Annotated in this window: 14 protein-coding genes and 1 other RNA gene; 6 read left to right on the forward strand and 9 right to left on the reverse strand. The window is 61.1% G+C overall.

The features are described from left to right. Positions 1-67 precede the first annotated feature (67 nt). The 7 genes from GQ59_RS02510 to GQ59_RS02535 all read right to left on the reverse strand — a co-directional run bounded on the left by GQ59_RS02510 (position 68) and on the right by GQ59_RS02535 (position 6062). A complete protein-coding gene (locus GQ59_RS02510; protein WP_037077050.1) occupies positions 68-1096 on the reverse strand; it encodes a sensor histidine kinase in 1029 nt (342 codons plus the stop codon). 9 nt (positions 1097-1105) lie between these two features. Continuing rightward, on the reverse strand, positions 1106-1549 hold the full coding sequence (locus GQ59_RS02515) for a response regulator (RefSeq protein WP_007751932.1): 444 nt from the start codon (positions 1547-1549) through the stop codon (positions 1106-1108). After that, complete coding sequence (locus tag GQ59_RS02520) at positions 1546-3045, reverse strand: sensor histidine kinase (RefSeq protein WP_084682947.1); 1500 nt, start codon at positions 3043-3045, stop codon at positions 1546-1548. The genes GQ59_RS02515 and GQ59_RS02520 overlap by 4 nt, the downstream gene beginning before the upstream one ends. Before the next feature lie 143 nt (positions 3046-3188). Then, complete coding sequence (locus GQ59_RS02525; protein WP_037078116.1) at positions 3189-4997, reverse strand: diguanylate cyclase; 1809 nt, start codon at positions 4995-4997, stop codon at positions 3189-3191. A 168-nt stretch (positions 4998-5165) separates the two neighbouring features. Continuing rightward, positions 5166-5324, reverse strand: a non-coding RNA gene (ssrS, locus tag GQ59_RS30870) — 6S RNA. Positions 5325-5389: 65 nt separating this feature from the next. Next, positions 5390-5767: a cell division protein ZapA gene (locus GQ59_RS02530; RefSeq protein ID WP_037077052.1), complete on the reverse strand. Its 378-nt coding sequence runs from the start codon at positions 5765-5767 to the stop codon at positions 5390-5392. 22 nt (positions 5768-5789) lie between these two features. After that, positions 5790-6062 carry a DUF4164 domain-containing protein gene (locus tag GQ59_RS02535; protein ID WP_037077054.1) on the reverse strand — a complete coding sequence of 91 codons (273 nt, stop codon included), beginning with the start codon at positions 6060-6062 and terminating at the stop codon, positions 5790-5792. A gap of 342 nt (positions 6063-6404) precedes the next feature. Between GQ59_RS02535 and tkt the strand changes: the two genes are divergently transcribed. Further along, positions 6405-8387: a transketolase gene (gene tkt / locus GQ59_RS02540; protein ID WP_037077057.1), complete on the forward strand. Its 1983-nt coding sequence runs from the start codon at positions 6405-6407 to the stop codon at positions 8385-8387. Positions 8388-8461: 74 nt separating this feature from the next. Continuing rightward, positions 8462-9472, forward strand: coding sequence for a type I glyceraldehyde-3-phosphate dehydrogenase (gene gap / locus GQ59_RS02545; RefSeq protein WP_037077058.1), 1011 nt, complete (start codon positions 8462-8464; stop codon positions 9470-9472). 475 nt (positions 9473-9947) lie between these two features. On the opposite strand, the gene GQ59_RS02550 is transcribed toward gap, so the two are convergent. Together GQ59_RS02550 and GQ59_RS02555 are read right to left on the reverse strand one after the other, a co-directional pair. Next, positions 9948-10556, reverse strand: coding sequence for a hypothetical protein (locus tag GQ59_RS02550; protein WP_051903745.1), 609 nt, complete (start codon positions 10554-10556; stop codon positions 9948-9950). Continuing rightward, complete coding sequence (locus tag GQ59_RS02555) at positions 10553-11743, reverse strand: AAA family ATPase (protein ID WP_037077060.1); 1191 nt, start codon at positions 11741-11743, stop codon at positions 10553-10555. The genes GQ59_RS02550 and GQ59_RS02555 overlap by 4 nt, the downstream gene beginning before the upstream one ends. A gap of 789 nt (positions 11744-12532) precedes the next feature. Between GQ59_RS02555 and GQ59_RS02560 the strand changes: the two genes are divergently transcribed. From GQ59_RS02560 to GQ59_RS02575, 4 genes are all read left to right on the forward strand, one after another. Next, the gene (locus tag GQ59_RS02560) at positions 12533-14380 is read left to right on the forward strand and encodes a potassium/proton antiporter (RefSeq protein WP_037077063.1); all 1848 of its coding nucleotides are present in this window, start codon (positions 12533-12535) and stop codon (positions 14378-14380) included. 170 nt (positions 14381-14550) lie between these two features. After that, the gene (locus GQ59_RS02565) at positions 14551-15753 is read left to right on the forward strand and encodes a phosphoglycerate kinase (RefSeq protein WP_037077065.1); all 1203 of its coding nucleotides are present in this window, start codon (positions 14551-14553) and stop codon (positions 15751-15753) included. 176 nt (positions 15754-15929) lie between these two features. Beyond that, positions 15930-16826, forward strand: coding sequence for a fructose bisphosphate aldolase (locus GQ59_RS02570; RefSeq protein WP_037077067.1), 897 nt, complete (start codon positions 15930-15932; stop codon positions 16824-16826). 209 nt (positions 16827-17035) lie between these two features. Next, positions 17036-17482, forward strand: coding sequence for a DUF6841 family protein (locus GQ59_RS02575; RefSeq protein ID WP_037077069.1), 447 nt, complete (start codon positions 17036-17038; stop codon positions 17480-17482). Positions 17483-17571: the final 89 nt, after the last annotated feature.

The following is a 17571-nucleotide window of genomic DNA, read 5'->3' on the forward strand; positions in this document are numbered from 1 at the left end:
GCAATGGTTGGAACAAAATGAACGGCTCGGGCCGTCGCAAAACCCGCACCGCTGCTTGTCGCCCGGCCTAGTGGAGGCTGACCGTCAACTCGGCGCGGGTGCCCGAAAGAGAGGGCACATAGTGGATGGTCGAGCCGAGCGTCGCGGCCATCGACTTGACGATGCGGCTGCCGAGCCCGGTGCCCTTGGGCGCATCGCCCTCGCGCCAGCCGATCCCGTCGTCCTCGACGGCAAGAAGCGCGCTGCCCTCGTCCTGACGCTTGAGCAGCACCCGCACTTCGCCTTCGGTGCCGGCCGGATAGGCGTATTTCAGCGCGTTGGTGAGCAGTTCCGTAACGATCATGCCGACCGAGACGGCGCGGTCGGAGGTCAGCGACAGCGGTTCGGCATCGAGGCGGATCGACGGGCCCTGGTCGTCGTTGACGGAGCCCTGCACCTCGCGCACCAGGGTGCCCAGATATTTGTCCATCTCCACATGCCGGACGTCATCGGAGGTATAGAGGCTGCGATGCATGCCGGCGATCGCGCTGATGCGCGCCTGCGTCTCGGAAAGCGCGGCCTTCACGTCGTCGTTCTTGCTGCTGGACGCCTGCAGGCGGATGAGCGCCGCGACCAGCGCCAGACTGTTGGCGACGCGATGGTTCACCTCGGCGAGCAGAACCTCGGCGCGCTCCTTGCCGAGGCGGATCTCCTGCTCGGCCTTTTCCTGGGCGCGCCGTAGCTCGGCATTGGCGATGCCTTGCGCGATTGCGCTCTCCATCAGCGGCCAGAACTCGTCGCCGACCGTCTTGATGACATAGTCGGACGCGCCGCTCTTCAGCGCATCGATGGCGATCGTCGCGTCGCTGGAACCGGTGACGTAGATGACAGGAATGGCCGAGCCCTGATCCCTCAGCCTGTGAAGGATATCGAGCCCGGTTTCGGTCTTGAGATAGTGATCGAGGACGATCGCATCGACACCGCCCTTTTCAACCGCGTCCATTGCCGATGCCGCATTGACGGCATGGACAACCTCATATCCGGCGCGCCTGAAATGGCGTTCCGCCAGTCGGGCAAGCGCGAGATCGTCATCGACATAGAGTATGGTCTGCGGCATCGCGTCTCGTTATTGTCCGGGTATCTGCATGACGGCAAAGAACAGTCCGAGCTGTCGGATGGCATGCGCAAAACTGTCGTAGTCCACCGGCTTGGTGATGTAGACGTTGGCGCCGAGATCGTAGCAGCGCTGGATCTCCCGCTCATCGTCCGTGGTCGTGAGGATGACCACCGGCAGACGCTTCGAGTGTGGGTTGGACTTCACCTTCTCGAGGATGTCAATACCCGACATGTCCGGCAGGTTGAGGTCGAGAAGGATCAGCAGATGGCGGTCCTGATTCGAGTTTCCGGAACGGTCCGCGCCAAGAATAAAATCGAGAGCCGCATTGCCGTTGGTAAAAGGAACGATCTCGTTGTTGACGCCGGCGCGGCGGACATTCTTCTCGATCAGGCGCGCATGGCCTTCATCGTCCTCGATCATCACGATGGTGACTTCTTTACCGGCAGCCTTCATGACCCGTTACTCCTGACATACTGGGACAAATCCGCGGGGAGCCGGATGACGAATGTCGTCCCGCCGCCCATTGTGGACGTGACCGTAATCTCACCGCCTAAATTTCTGACTAATGACCGCACATGCGCGAGCCCGATGCCCTCGCCCTGCTGGTCCTGAACTCCCGAGCGGCGGAAAAGCTCGAAAACCCTCTCGTGATCTTCCGGAGCGATGCCCCGGCCATTGTCCGCAACCTCTATTCTGATCCCGGCACGGCCGATCGCCATGGCCTTGACGGAAAGGTTCAACGGCCGATCCGGATGTTTGTACTTCACCGCATTGTCGAAGAGATTGCCGAAAATCTGTTCCATGGAAAATCGGTCGGTAATAAGGCCCCGCGCTTGGCCGACCGATATATTCACCTCGCCGCCGGCCTCGCTGACCTGGTGATAGACGCTCGCGGCCGTCGCTTCCAGCAACGCCCCGAGATCGATCCTCTCCGGCTTCAGCTCGCGCCGCCCGTCGCGGGAAATCTTCAGGATGGCGTTGATCAGCCCGTCCATCTTCTTGGTGGACGAGCGGATGAAGGCGATCGCCTCCGGCAGATCCTCCTCGACGGCGACACGGGCCTCGTTCACCTCGCTCTCGGAAAGCGGCGTGCCGTCGGCCAGCACGTAGGTGCGGATCGATTTCAGCATCGTTTCGAGTTCGCTGGTGAACCCCATGATGTTGACCAGCGGCGCACGCAGGTCGTGCGAGACGATATAGGCATAGCGCTGGATCTCGCGATTGGCCTGGATCAGATCCTCCGAGCGCTCGTTGACGCGCTCCTCCAGCCCGGCATTGAGCTCCTCGACCTCCGACCGCGCGCGCTGAAGCTCGCGGACATGCTGCCCGACGATCAGGATCGCGCCGCCGATGACGAGGATGATCATCAGGCCGCCGCCAATGGTGATCCATTGCAGCGCCGACGCAGAATCGTTGAGGTCGTCGATCCCCGTCCCGATCCGTCCGTCCATGTCGCGGAGCAGCTTGCCGAGGATCGCCGTGATGCCCTCCATCAGCTGGCGACCGTAGGCGCCGCGGATGACTTCGATCGCCCCGACGGCATTTCCCTTCTGCACCATCTCCACAGTCGATTGCATCTCGGCGAGCTTGTCGTCGATGAGCGGATCGAGTTCGGCAAAGGGAACCTGCATGCCGCCCAGATTGGCAGCGGATGTCTTCAGCCGCTCGCGCAGTCGCGGAATAACCGCGCTCGCGGTCGTATAGGGCTTCAGGAACTCGGCATCCTGCGTCAGCACGAAACCACGCTGGCCGGATTCGGCCGCACGCAGGAAAAGCTGCATGTCGGCCGCCGCGCTTCGAAGCTCGCGCAGCTTCACCACGTCCTGGAAATAGACCTGCGTCGTGCGTGCGAGAAAAAAGGACGACAGCACGATCGCCACCAGGACGACGCCTCCGACCAGAAGCATCAGCAGCGAGGATCGGGCGAAGGTGGAATTCGTAAAGGGCATGGATACCGGGCGGCAAGAACGGGAGGGCAAGTGAACGGGAGAGAGAACTTGTCGCTGCGACGTCCGTTGTCAAGCAAGGGCCGAAGAATGAACCGATCGGGAGTGGATATCGGCTGCCGCGGCAGCTTTCGCCGCCGAACTGTTCACGCGGAAGTGCGGGTCGCTTGGTCTTTGAGTTTTACAGCGCCTGCAAGAACGGTCTGATTCCGCCCGCCGGCCTTGGCCTCCAGAAGCGCTGCATCGGCCCGCGTCAGCAGCGTCGACACCGGCCCCTCGACGGGCGCGCCCGCGACGCCGATCGAAACCGACACGAGGCCGAGGATGCGTCCGCCATGTGAAAGCGGCGTGGTGGCGATCTTCTGGCGCAGCCGTTCCGCAAGCTCGAAGGCGGCTGGTTCCGCCGCATCCGGCAGGAGTATCGTGAATTCCTCGCCGCCGAAGCGGTAGCAGGTCCCCGCCTGGCCCACAGTATCGAGCATCATCTGCGCGACATATTGCATCACCATGTCGCCGGCATCGTGCCCGTACTCGTCGTTGAAGCGCTTGAAGCGGTCGATATCCATCATCAGGCAGGCGAGCGGTTGGCTCGCGTGGTCGCGCCCGTGGCGCGCGAGCGTCTCGTCGAGGCAGCGGCGGTTGAGAAGGCCGGTCAGGGCGTCGCGCACGGCAAGGTTCGTCAGCCTGTCGCGAAGCTGCAGGTTGGCGACCGCAAGGCCGATATTCTCGGCGATCAGTTCGAGATAGAGGCGCGAGCCCTCCGCCGCCATCTCATGACCGGGACGCTCTTCGAAATAGAGAAGGCCGATCGTATCGCCCTGCGCCGTCAGGGGAACGCAGAGCCCGGCGACATCGCTTTCGCCGAGATGCTGGCAGGGAATATCGCCATGGCCGTGACTGCTCAGGTGCGGCCGTCCTCGGCGCAGGCTCCAGCAGGCGCTGGTCGGGAAGGATGTGGCCGAAAGCTGCGGATCGAGCCAGGAGCCGATCTCGGTGAGCATCGTCCGGCTGTCGTTCAGCACATAGAGCTGGCCGGCGAGGTTCGGAAAGATCTGCGGCGCGAAACGGGAGACGACCTCCGCCAGCTCGCCCTGCGTCTGGCAGGCCTGCAGGCGATGCATCATCTGCAGAATGAGATCCTTGGTCAGCTGGTCGGCCCGCCGCTCGGCATCGAGACGATCCCGCTCCAACCCGTTTTCGCGGAAGATGTGGATGGCCTGGTTCATCTCGCCGATCTCGTCCCGCCGGCGGTCGAGCGGCACTTCCACGGCATAGTCCTGCCGGGCGAGCCGGGTGACGATGCTGGTCATGCGGGTGAGCGGCATGGCAACGCGGCGCTTCAGCACGAAATAGAGAACCCCGAGAAACAGCGCTGCGGTGATGGCGAGCATCGTCTTGGCGGCAAGCCCCCACCAGTCGCTGCGCGACTGTGCGAGCGCGACCGCAGTCTCGGTGCGCGCCTTAACCAGTTCGCGGAAGCGGGTGACGGTTTCGAGCAGCCCGGTCTGCAGGCGGTCATGCTCGGGACCGAACAATGCCTCCTGGGCCCCGGCCCGGTCGCCGTTCTGGTAAGCGGCTATGGCGGCGTTCTCGAGCCGGTCGAGAGCGTCCGCGTCCTGCCCCACCTCGACCAGCGCGGCAAACTCGGCATCCGAGGCACCGAGTGCCTTTATGCCCTTGATCGCCTGTTCGAGCTCCTGCTCCTCGGCCTCCTTGCGCAGGAAAGCCTGGAGATGGCGATCCTCGCCGCGCATCACGTAAAGCCGGGCTTCATCGGTGCGCACTTCCGCGCCGAGCGCCAGCCCTTCCGAAAGCTCATTGAGGGAGAGGTGTTCCTCGACGGCGATCCGCTCCTGGTTGGCGCTTCCGGCAGACAGCAGGAAGGCCGTGCCCGACAACACGGTCAGGAGGACGGTGACGCCATAAGCCCAGTTGGTGATCTCGTTGATACGCATGCCGGGAAGATAAAGCCGTCGTTTGAAAAGAGGATTAAGAGCCTCGCCCAAACCGCGATCGGGCCGCCCAAGTCTGCGGCATGGTAAATAAATTAGAATTCCCTTAAATACATCCGCCCGCGCGGAGGCGGCTGATCGAGCAACGGCTGAAATCGGAGGAAGAAATAAGTGCGATCCACGGCAACCGATGGATGTTTACGATCCTGGGTGCCTACAAACGTAGGTGGGCGCCGTGTGTCCAAGCCCACGGGCCTGGCCAGGGACAGCTCCCTTTGGATCGAGTATGGCCCCAGGGATTGTGGTTCCTGTCGTGAGGCGCAGACCGCGTCGTCAATATATGTGGGATTGCCAGCCCGCACCAGTGGCGGAAAGTCTTTATTATCGACTTCGGATCAGTTCACCTGCGCCGGCATCCGGCCGTTGAGCTTGGCGGTCAGTCCGTCGAGCCGCGAGGCGAGTTCGCCGAGCGCCGAGACCACAAGCTGCTCGTTGCGCTGCTGTGTTTCGAGCGCGCCGTCGCGATTGGACTTGAGCGACGCGACCTCCGCCTCGAGCAGGCCGAGCTTGCGGGTCACTTCCGAAAGCTCGTCCATGATCATGATGCCGGCCATCACGGTGATGCGCAGATCGCCGATCTCGCCGAATTGGCCTTTGAGGTGGCCGACATAACGGTCGAACCGGTCGGCGAGTTCGGTCAGGTGGTCTTCCTGCCCTTCCTCGCAGGCCATGCGATAGGCCTTGCCGTCGATCATTACCGTTACCTGGGCCATGGCATTCCCTTTTGATCCTGCATCAGCGGTCGAGCACGGCGCGGATGGTTTCCATCGCCGTCACCAGACGCCGGGAGACCTCCCGGTTGACTTCTTCCAGGCGATTGGCGCGAAACTGCGACTGATCGAGTTCCTGCGCGAGCCGTGCCCGGTCCGCATGCACGCGGCGGACCTCGCCTTCCACATCCTGGGTCTCACGCTGGCGTTCGATACGCGCATCGACGGCGCTCTCCAGACCGCCGATCGCCGTCCTGAGTTCCGAAATCACCATGTCGATCGTCTTTTCCGACGGCATGCGAAGCTTCCTGTCGATACGCGAAATGCGCCGAATCGATACGATCGGCCTCTCCAACAAGGGCGGAAGACTATTCACCGCCCGCAAGCCGGTCAATCAATCCAGGGCCTTCAAAAGCGTCCTAACTGTGGATCGTCCCCTATGTTTCTGCCTCTTGCCACATGCTGCATGGAATTCAGGCAGCTGCAGGAAAGTTCGTCATCACCCGTTCGGAAAGACGGCGCTTTTGTTGACTTGCGCGTTGCACCTGCTAAGGATCAGCCGCTCTTAGGTGGTCCCCGGGCCGCCCTCCAAGTGGTCCCACGAGGACCGTGACCGACACCCGTAAAAAGCGGATTAGCCATGACCTCTCTCGACAAACATAACCGGATGGCGAACGCGATCCGATTCCTCGCCATGGATGCTGTAGAGAAGGCCAATTCCGGCCATCCCGGCCTGCCGATGGGCGCTGCCGACATCGCGACCGTGCTGTTCACCCGCTACCTGAAATTCGACCCGAAGAACCCGCTCTGGGCGGACCGCGACCGTTTCGTGCTGTCGGCCGGCCACGGTTCGATGCTGCTTTATTCGCTGTTGTTCCTCACCGGTTACGAGGACATGACGATGGAGGACATCAAGCAGTTCCGCCAGCTCGGTTCCAAGACCGCCGGCCACCCGGAATACGGCCATGCCTCGGGCATCGAGACCACCACCGGTCCGCTCGGCCAGGGCATTGCCAACGCCGTCGGCATGGCGATCGCCGAGCGCAAGCTGGAAGAGGAATTCGGCTCCGACCTGCAGAACCATTTCACCTATGCGCTGTGCGGCGACGGCTGCCTGATGGAAGGCATCAGCCAGGAAGCCATCGCGCTTGCCGGCCACCTCAAGCTCAACAAGCTCGTGCTCTTCTGGGACAACAACTCGATCACCATCGACGGCGCCGTCTCCCTGTCGGACTCGACCGACCAGGTGATGCGCTTCAAGTCCGCCCACTGGAACACGATCGAGATCGACGGTCATGACGTCGACCAGATTTCGGCTGCGATCGAAGCCGCACAGAAGTCCGACCGCCCGACCTTCATCGCCTGCAAAACCATCATCGGCTTCGGCGCGCCCAACAAGCAGGGCACCCACAAGGTCCACGGCTCGCCGCTTGGCGCCGAGGAAATCGCCGCCGCCCGCAAGGCGCTGAACTGGGAGGCGGAAGCCTTCAGCGTTCCGGCCGACGTTCTCGATGCATGGCGCCTCGCAGGCCTGCGCTCGACCAAGACCCGCAAGGATTGGGAGGATCGTCTGGCCTCGACCGAAACCGCCAAGAAGTCCGAGTTCGTGCGCCGCTTCGCCGGCGACCTGCCGGGCAATTTCGACAGCGCCATCGACGCCTTCAAGAAGAAGATCGCCGAGAACAACCCGACGGTCGCCACCCGCAAGGCCTCCGAGGACGCGCTCGAAGTCATCAACGGCATCGTCATCGAAACGCTCGGCGGTTCGGCCGACCTGACGCCGTCCAACAACACCAAGACCAGCCAGATGAAGTCGATCACCCCGACCGATTTCTCCGGCCGCTACATGCACTGGGGCATCCGCGAACATGCGATGGCCGCCGCCATGAACGGCATCTCGCTGCATGGCGGCCTGATCCCCTATTCCGGCGGCTTCCTGATCTTCTCGGATTACTGCCGTCCGTCCGTGCGCCTCGCAGCCCTGATGGGCATCCGCGTCGTGCATGTCTGGACTCACGATTCGATCGGCGTCGGCGAAGACGGCCCGACCCACCAGCCGGTCGAGCAGGTCGCGGCACTGCGCGCCATCCCGAACCTCTTGATGTTCCGCCCGGCCGACGAGACCGAGACGGCCGAATGCTGGCAGCTGGCGCTCAAGGAAAAGCACCGCCCGTCCGGCCTGGCGCTGACCCGCCAGAACCTGGCGCCGGCCCGCAAGACCTATGAAGAGAAGAACCTCTGCGCCCAGGGCGCCTACGAACTCGTCTCCGCGGCCGACGCCAAGGTGACGATCTTCGCCTCCGGTTCGGAAGTCGAACTGGCGCTGAAGGCCCAGGCGACGCTGGACGGCAAGGGCATCGCGACCCGCGTCGTTTCCGTCCCCTGCGTCGAGCTCTTCTTCGACCAGCCGGAATCCTACCAGGACGCGATCATCGGCAATGCGCCGGTCAAGATCGCCGTCGAGGCGGGCGTCCGCGAAGGCTGGGATCACTTCATCGGTCCGAGCGGCACCTTCATCGGCATGAAGTCCTTCGGCGCCTCGGGCCCTGCCAAGGACCTCTTCAAGCATTTCGGCATCACCGCGGAAGCGGTTGTCGCCGCAGCCGAAAAACAGCTCGCCTGAGCAAAGACTGACCATGAAAGGGGCGCGTCTAGCGCGCCCCGCCAAGACAGACCGCACATTTTCGGGAGAATGACATGACTGTGAAAGTTGCCATCAACGGCTTTGGCCGCATCGGCCGTAACGTTCTGCGCGCAATCGTCGAATCCGGCCGCACCGACATCGAGGTCGTCGCCATCAACGACCTCGGCCCGGTCGAGACCAATGCCCACCTGCTCCGCTACGATTCCATCCACGGCAAGTTCCCGGCCGATGTGAAGGTCGAGGGCGACACGATCACCGTCGGCGGCGGCAAGCCGATCAAGGTGACCGCGATCAAGGACCCGGCGACCCTGCCGCATGGCGAACTCGGCGTCGATATCGCGCTCGAATGCACGGGCATCTTCACCGCCCGCGACAAGGCCGCCCTGCACCTGACCGCCGGCGCCAAGCGCGTCATCGTCTCGGCGCCTGCCGACGGGGCCGACCTCACCGTCGTCTTCGGCGTCAACCACGACCAGTTGACGAGGGAACACCTGGTCATCTCCAACGCATCCTGCACCACCAACTGCCTGGTTCCGGTGGTCAAGGTCCTGGACGACGCGATCGGCATCGATCATGGCTTCATGACCACGATCCACTCCTACACGGGCGACCAGCCGACCCTCGACACGATGCACAAGGACCTTTATCGCGCCCGTGCAGCCGCCTTGTCGATGATCCCGACCTCGACCGGCGCCGCCAAGGCCGTCGGCCTGGTCCTGCCGCACCTGAAAGGCAAGCTCGACGGCACCTCGATCCGCGTGCCGACCCCGAACGTCTCGGTCGTCGACTTCAAGTTCGTCGCCAAGAAGACGACCACGGTTGCCGAAGTCAACGAAGCGATCAAGGCCGCGTCCAACGGCGCGCTGAAGGGCATCCTCGGTTACACCGAAGAGCCGCTCGTCTCCCGCGACTTCAACCACGACAGCCATTCCTCGATCTTCGCGATCGACCAGACCAAGGTGCTCGAAGGCAATTTCGTCCGCATCCTCACCTGGTACGACAACGAATGGGGTTTTTCGAACCGCATGGCCGACACGGCTGTTGCGTTCTCGAAGCTGATCTGAAACCTAACCGGGCCGCCTTCGGGCGGCATCGGCAAGATATGGACCTCCTCCCGCAAGGGAGGGGGTTTTTGTTTACGGGGATGTCGGTGACGGTGATGCTGGCTTCGATAGAAGTGCGTTCGGAGCGAAGTCAGCGGCCGTGGAGCGCCCATGGCGTCATTGGGCAGTGACGGGACTGTCCGTTTGGGGCACCGCCCCACCAAAGCGGACATTCGTTTGTGCCTTGCCCGCCAGTTTTTTTCCGGCCTGAGGCTGCCGTTGCCAACGCCTATACTAACGTCGACTTCCGGGAGGGCGCGATGGGAGCTTTAGGCCTGGTTGAGGTCAGCGCAGCGGGACCATGAGGCTTTGACACAACGCGTTTGTTGTTTAGAACTCAAGATTTTGCCGTTACAATCACGCCTTACGTCGGGATACTTTCTAACCGTGCAAAGAAACACCTCTGACCGCCCGAACGATATGTTTCGCCCAGCAATTATGAAGCTTCCCGCCGAGTGGCCGCTATCCGTTCCACGGCTCGATGAAGACTGGCATTCCGTTGGGCAGCACCATTAAAGTCCCAATGCTCGCTAGCAAATCGGCTGAGGTATGCGTTGTAGCCGAGGCCGACCTTGGCGGTACCAGTTGGTAGCAGTTCAGCCCTTGCTTGACGATTTCCATGCTGTTGAACGCAATGTAACAGATACTCTTTCGGATCGGCGATTTGTGTGTCGTTCGGCAGCGCGTGAGTCGGTACTCCGAGATATTTGCTTAAGTTGCCGTGATCTGCCAACAACCATGCTTCGACTTCGGTCACCGCGATATTGAAACTCATTTTGTTTGGAAGCGGCTCAGTCAGTTTGGCGTAATCTATCCAACTTTTTCTAAGACTCGGTGGGCAGCCTGCACGGTCTAGGTCGGTTAGAATGAACACGTGATAGTGCTGAGCGAGCCTGCAGTAATTGCCGAACTTATTCCTTATCCAGCCGAAACCACCTTGGTTTGGCTGCAGTTCTGTCAAATACACTTCGCCCAGCAAGTCGCGTAGCAGACGAACAATGACGGCACCGCTCAAAGGGTCTTCGACACAGTAGTACACAATCATAGATCAAGCTTCAGTTGCATGCCAACAGGGACACCGCGTGCATGGGGAAGCACGACCTCTGCCGGAGAGAGTCCGGCCGACAACGCGGCGTTTTCAGCCTCATTTACCTTTCTGGTATTTGAACCGTCGTCTGAGGGCTCAATGACGATTATACCGTCTGCATCAATTCCAGGATTCGACAGAAGAGCGGAGCTGTGAGTAGAGATGAAGACTTGCCGTCCAAAACCACCCGACCTCCGACGTCGCACAGTATCTATCAAATACGACAATTGCCGGACCACTTCTTCATTAAGTGAAAGCTCGGGCTCCTCAAGTAGCAATGGTGAATCGCCCGTTTCTTGAAGCAACCAAAAAAGCGCGATCAATCTAAGAGTTCCGTCGGAGAACTGATCCTCCCTCTGTCGCGCACCACGCGGACGATGATGCTTGAACTTGATTTCCAGATGGGGTCTACCCGTGACCTCGTCTTTTAGGAATTTCAAGTCCTCCATTTGCGGGACTACTGATCGCAATGCCTTTTCTATCTTCTTCAGCCGAGAATTCCGTGTTCGCTCCTGCGTCGCGGAGACACGCAACAAGAATTCTTGGCCAAATGGATCATCTTCAAGCGTTCGGCCGCTGATTTCGTCCCCAAACTTGAGAAGCTGAGGAACGAGGTGGTAATATGTTATTGATCCAAAGAACTCCGCCAGAGCGCGAAATTCCTTGTTGCTATTGACCTGCTCAAGATAGCTTTGTTGACGTTGATCCTCGTCTCGCGCATCTTCAGAATTTGGGCGTTGTAGTAAGTTTGTTTTCTCGCCATCTTCGCCGATACGATTCACAATCTCTTTTGTGATGAAAGCGCGACGACTCTTTTCAAACCCGGAGCTCGGAATATTGAAACCTATAACATAGTTCCAACCACCTAATCCCTCTTTATGGACAACATCGATATCGATCAGAACCTCTGTATCTTTTCGTGCGTGCAAGCACCGAATTTTCGAAATTCCGCCTCGTCCCTCAACAGCTTCTTGAAGTCCACCGCCTTTCGATTTTCCAAGATCGCGAAGGAACCGCATCACGTCAAGAAAGTTGGATTTGCCTGACGCGTTTGGTCCCAACAGGTAAACGACATCCGAGATGTTTTTTACCTCGGCACTTCGGAAATTCCGCCAATTCTTGATTTTAATTCTCGATATACGCAAGGCGATGGCCCTTTAAGTTACTCAGTCAAACCTATACAGCCTCGGCCATTTCTACAATCCAGCTTGTGGACGCCGCGCGCCAAGGACACAAAGCAGAGTTCCGCAGCACAACTCACCACCAGATTTTTTCACCCTCGATCATCCCCACCCCTCCGACCCATGCCTACAATCCCCTCCGCTCCCACCACCGGAGTGTTTCGCGAGACGTTCGCGGGCAGGCGGGGGCCGGCGCTTCCACCCGAACCGTAACGTGCGAGGATGGTGGAAGAGGTGAAAGCCATGGGTTAGGGCAACCTCAACCCTATCAAGCCTCCCCCTGGCCGCCGGGCCGGGTTCGGTTGAGCCGTGCAAGTGGCAAGGTTTCCCGAAAGGAGATCGCGAACGAAGCCGCGCAGCGAGGCGAGGTGATCACCTGTAGGGGCCGGAAGCCCTGACAAGACGCCGAAGGCCACGCGAATGCGGAGCCATCTATCAAAATCTATCGAGGTTCCGCATTCGTGTGGGCTCTCCGATCATCCAGCGTCCCCAAAAGTGGGCACCGGTTTTGGGATAGGACGCTGGGCAGAAAAGTGAAAAGCCAGCGGCACCAAGGCACGAGTCCATCTTTTTCCCGCCCCTGCCCTTCTCTTGCCGGAATTGTTCCCGCCTAATCGATCAGTCGATTCGCCTGGCCCTCGGCCGGGATCTGCCCCATTCTTGCATGGCCGTGTCGCGGCGTGGCACAGTTCCGGTTCCGGGGCTGCGGACGGGGATCGTGTCGGCGAGAGGTGCGAAGGAAGGGACTTATCGGTGGAGGCGTTTTACATCATCCTGCTGGTCGGCACGGTCCTGGTGCTGGCGGCTGCCCTGTCCAGCCTCCTCGCCTTCCGCTTCGGCGCTCCCCTCCTGCTGATCTTCCTGTCGATCGGCCTGCTCGCCGGCGTCGACGGCCTCGGCATCAATTTCGAGAACTATTCCTTTACCTTCATGCTGGGCTCGCTGGCGCTGGCGATCGTGCTGTTCGATTCCGGCTTCATGACCCCCATCCATTCGTTTCGAATAGCCGCGGCTCCGGCGATCACGCTTGCATCGGTCGGGGTGTTGCTGACGACCGGCATCTTCGCCCTCGGCGCGACGATCCTCCTGGACTTCAACTGGCTCGAGGGCCTGCTGCTGGGATCGATCGTCGCCTCGACGGATGCGGCCGCCGTCTTCTTCCTGCTGCGTGTCAGCGGCATCAACATCCGCGACAAGGTGCGCTCGACGCTGGAGGTCGAGTCCGGCACCAACGATCCGATGGCGATCTTCCTGACGATCGCGCTCGCCGAGCTTCTGGCGACCGGCCAGGGCCTTTCCGGCCTCGACCTGCACTTCCTGTTCCTGTTCGTCGAGGAAATGGGGCTCGGCGTCATCTGCGGCCTGTTGGGCGGCATGATGATCGTCTGGGTGCTGAACCGCTTCACCTCCGACCGGGGCCTGGCGCCGATCTTCGTGCTGACGCTCGCCCTGCTGGTCTTTTCCTTCACCGGCGCCATGGGCGGCAGCGGCTTCCTGGCGGTCTATGTGGCCGGCATCTATTCCGGCAATCGCAAGATGTTCGCAAAACCCCAGATCATCCGCTTCAACGAGGGACTGACCTGGCTTGCGCAGATCATCATGTTCCTGGTGCTCGGCCTGCTCGCCACGCCCTCGCAATTCCCGGCCATCCTTGTGCCGGCGATCGGGCTGGCGCTCTTTCTGATCTTCGTCGCCCGGCCGATCGCGGTCTGGCTGAGCCTGCTGCCTTACGATTTCACCCAGCAGGAGACCAGCTTCCTCGCCTGGGTCGGCCTGCGTGGCGCCGTCTCCATCCTGCTTGCGATCATGCCGGTCTTGAGCGGCGTCGAAAATGGCCAGCTCTTCTTCAACGTCACTTTCATCATCGTGCTGGTCTCCCTCCTCGTCCAGGGCTGGACCATCAAGCCGGTCGCCCAGAAACTCGGCCTCATCATTCCGCCGCGCATCGGCGCCGTCGACAAGATCGAGCTCGACCTGCCGGGCACCGCCCATCACGAGCTGATCTCCTACCGCGTCATGAAGGACAGCCCGATCCTGCAGGGCGAGCGCATTCCCCGCTGGGCGATGCCCTCGCTCGTCATCCGCGACGGCCGCAGCATGCGTTACCAGTATGCCGGCCGGCTGAAGGAGAACGACCAGGTCTACCTGTTCATATCGCCCGCCTATTCGAAACTGCTCGACCGCATCTTCGCAAGCCAGGTGCCGGTCGACGAGGACGACGCGGAATTTTTCGGCGCCTTTGCGATCTCGCCGACGAGGCCCGCCAGGGAACTCGATGCCGCCTACGGCCCCGGCCTGCTCTCCGCCAACGAGCAGAACATGACCGTCGGCGACCTGGTTACCTCGCGGCTCGGCGGCCGCGCGGACTATGCCGACCGCATCCGCTTCGGCTCGATCATCCTGATCGTGCGCGAACTCGACGAGCACGAACATGTCCGCAGCATCGGCATCTCACTGGAGCCGGTGGAGCCGGCGACCAACCTGCCGATCTTCATCAACATGCGCGAGATCGCCCACCGCGTCCGCGATCTGGTCCGCAAATACCGTGGCAAGAACGTGCCGGTGAAGCCGGGCGCCGTGCCGCCCGAGGGCCCGGCATAGAGTGGCGAAAGCTCAAACAGAGTCCTCCACCCGCCGCGTTGTCGCGTTGGAATCGGCATGCAGCCTATCCGCGACAGACGGAATGGAAATGGTTGCGACCAATCGTCTTGCGTCGCCGGTCAGGCATAGTAAGGTCCGCTACGAACTTTCCGAGTAAATGGATTAGCATCATGCCGGCCTTCAAAACCCTTGACGACCTCACCGATATCGCAGCCAAGCGTGTGCTCGTGCGCGTCGATCTCAACGTTCCCGTTTCCGACGGCAAGGTCACCGACGCGACCCGCATCGAACGCGTCGCCCCGACCATCCTGGAACTTGCCAAGAAGGGCGCCAAGGTCATCCTGCTTGCCCATTTCGGCCGTCCCAAGGGCGAGCCGGTCGCCGACATGTCGCTGTCGCTGATCGTCTCTGCCGTCAACCAGGTCCTCGGCCACAAGATCCTCTTCGCCTCCGACTGCATCGGTCCGGAAGCCGAACAGGCAGTCGCCGGCATGAAGAACGGCGACATCCTGCTTCTTGAAAACACCCGCTTCCACAAGGGCGAGGAAAAGAACGATCCGGGTTTCACCGAGGCGCTCGCCAAAAACGGCGATATCTTCGTCAACGACGCCTTCTCCGCAGCCCACCGCGCCCATGCCTCGACCGAGGGCCTCGCCCATCACCTGCCCGCCTATGCCGGCCGCACCATGCAGGAGGAGCTCGAAGCGCTCGAAAAGGGCCTCGGAAATCCGGCCCGCCCGGTCGTCGCGATCGTCGGCGGCGCCAAGGTTTCCACCAAGATCGACCTGCTGCAGAACCTCGTGAAACGGGTCGACGCGCTGGTGATCGGCGGCGGCATGGCCAACACGTTCATCGCGGCACAGGGCATCGATGTCGGCAAGTCGCTCTGCGAGCACGACCTTGCCGACACGGCCCGCAAGATCATGGCAGAAGCGAAAGCGTCCAATTGCGCCATCGTGCTGCCGGTCGACGGCGTCGTCGCCCGCGAGTTCAAGGCTGGTGCCGCCAACGAAGTGGTGGATATCGGCAAGATCCCCGCTGACGCCATGATGCTCGACGTCGGGCCGAAGTCGGTGGCGGCCGTCAACGAATGGATTTCCAAGGCCTCGACGCTCGTCTGGAACGGCCCGCTCGGCGCCTTCGAGATCGAGCCGTTCGACAGGGCCACGGTCGCCGCCGCCAAGCATGCGGCAGAGCAGACCAGGGCCGGCAAGCTCACCTCGGTTGCAGGCGGCGGCGATACGGTCGCGGCCCTCAACCACGCAGGCGCCGCCGACGACTTCTCCTATGTCTCGACCGCCGGCGGTGCGTTCCTGGAATGGATGGAAGGCAAGGACCTGCCGGGCGTCTCGGTGCTGATCAAGACCGCCTGATCTTTCCCGAGTTAACCGGTTTAAAAAATTTTAGATCTTTTAAACGATTGAAAGCATTTCAATCGTTTCAATAGCTTACCGGAGGATTTCCCTTTAAAATAACTTCTGTTATCCGCGACTGACAGCTTGGGAGCGACGAGCGCTTTGTGCGCCAACTTTAGGGACAGGAGTGTAGTATGGTGGACGCGAAGATGTTGAACAAGATGAGTTCTGCGCCCGGGTTTATCGCGGCGCTGGATCAAAGCGGCGGTTCAACACCCGGAGCATTGCGGCTTTATGGCGTGTCCGAGTCCGACTATCAGGGCGACGATGAGATGTTCCGCCTGATCCATGCCATGCGCGTCCGCATCATGAGCGCGCCCGCCTTTACAGGCGACAAGGTTATCGGCGCCATCCTGTTCGAGCGGACCATGGACGGCGACGTCGACGGTCAGGCCGTTCCCTCCTATCTCTGGGAAAAGCGCGGCGTCGTGCCGTTTCTCAAGGTCGACAAGGGCCTGAATGCCGAGGAAAACGGCGTTCAGACGATGAAGTCGATGCCCGATCTGGATGCTCTCCTGATCCGCGGTCGCGAAAAAGGGATATTCGGGACCAAGATGCGGTCGGTGATCGGCCATGCCGACAAGGCCGGCATCGCTGCCGTCGTGGAGCAGCAGTTCCAGGTTGCCCGTCAGATCATCGGCCAGGGTCTTATGCCGATCATCGAGCCCGAGGTTTCCATCAAGAGCCCGACAAAGGAACAGGCTGAAGCGATTTTGCGCGACGAGATCGCACAGCAGCTCGACAAGCTTCCCGCAGGCGAGACCGTCATGCTCAAATTGACGATCCCGACGGTTGCCGATTTCTACGCTCCGCTGGTCGCCCATAAATCGGTCGTCCGCGTCGTCGCCCTTTCCGGCGGCTACAGCACTGCGGACGCCTGCGAAAAGCTCAGCCATAACCACGGCATGATCGCAAGTTTCTCGCGCGCTCTGGCGGAAAACCTCCGTGCCTCGATGAGTGACGCGGACTTCAATGCGAGCCTGGCCAAAACGATCGATCAGATCTACGCCGCAAGCGTCAACAAGTCCTGATGCGGTTGCGGAGCCTGGCTCTGTTCTCGGGCAACGTGTTACCGGGGGAAGTTGAGAGGAATCTAGAAAAGGCCGCTTGAGGAGCGCCTTTTCAAGGAGGAGGAAGAAGGCCGCTCCGGAAACGGAGCGGCCTTTCTGTCTGCTGCGACCTTGAAGCGGCCGTGAACCGAACGGGCAAAACAGCGTTCATTGCATGATGGAGGTTGCCCATGACGGAAATTGAAGAAAAGGTCCGCAGGCTTTTCGAGGAATACGGCCGAACCAGCAACGACGCCCTGAAGGACGCGGCATCGGTGGATGTCTCCGGCGTCGCAGCGTTCTTCGCCGCCTATTTTGTCGGCTCGACACCACAGGCGGTGTTCGGTGGAGCCAATGATGCGGCATTCCGGGAGGTGATCCCGCAAGGCTTCGCCCGATATCGCGATGCCGGCGGCAAGCGGATGGACATTACCGGCGTGAAAATCACCTGCCTCAACGATCTTCACGCGCTTGCGGAAGTCGGGTGGGATTTCTCCTACGTCAACAAGGCGGGCGAAGCCGGCAATGTTCGGTTCACCAACTTCTATCTGGTGACGATCGCCGATGGCGACCCCAGGATTTTCGCCTATATCACCGGCGACGAGGAGAAGGCGATGCGTGACCACGGTCTTGCCTGAGCCGATGATGCCCCCCGCTTTCATTCCGTTGATGACCGGGATCAAAAACATTGGCTGGTCAGAAAGGTCGATGAGGCTTTAAATCCGGC

It is taken from the genome of Neorhizobium vignae (genome assembly GCF_000732195.1).
Classification (GTDB): Bacteria; Pseudomonadota; Alphaproteobacteria; order Rhizobiales; family Rhizobiaceae; genus Neorhizobium; species Neorhizobium vignae.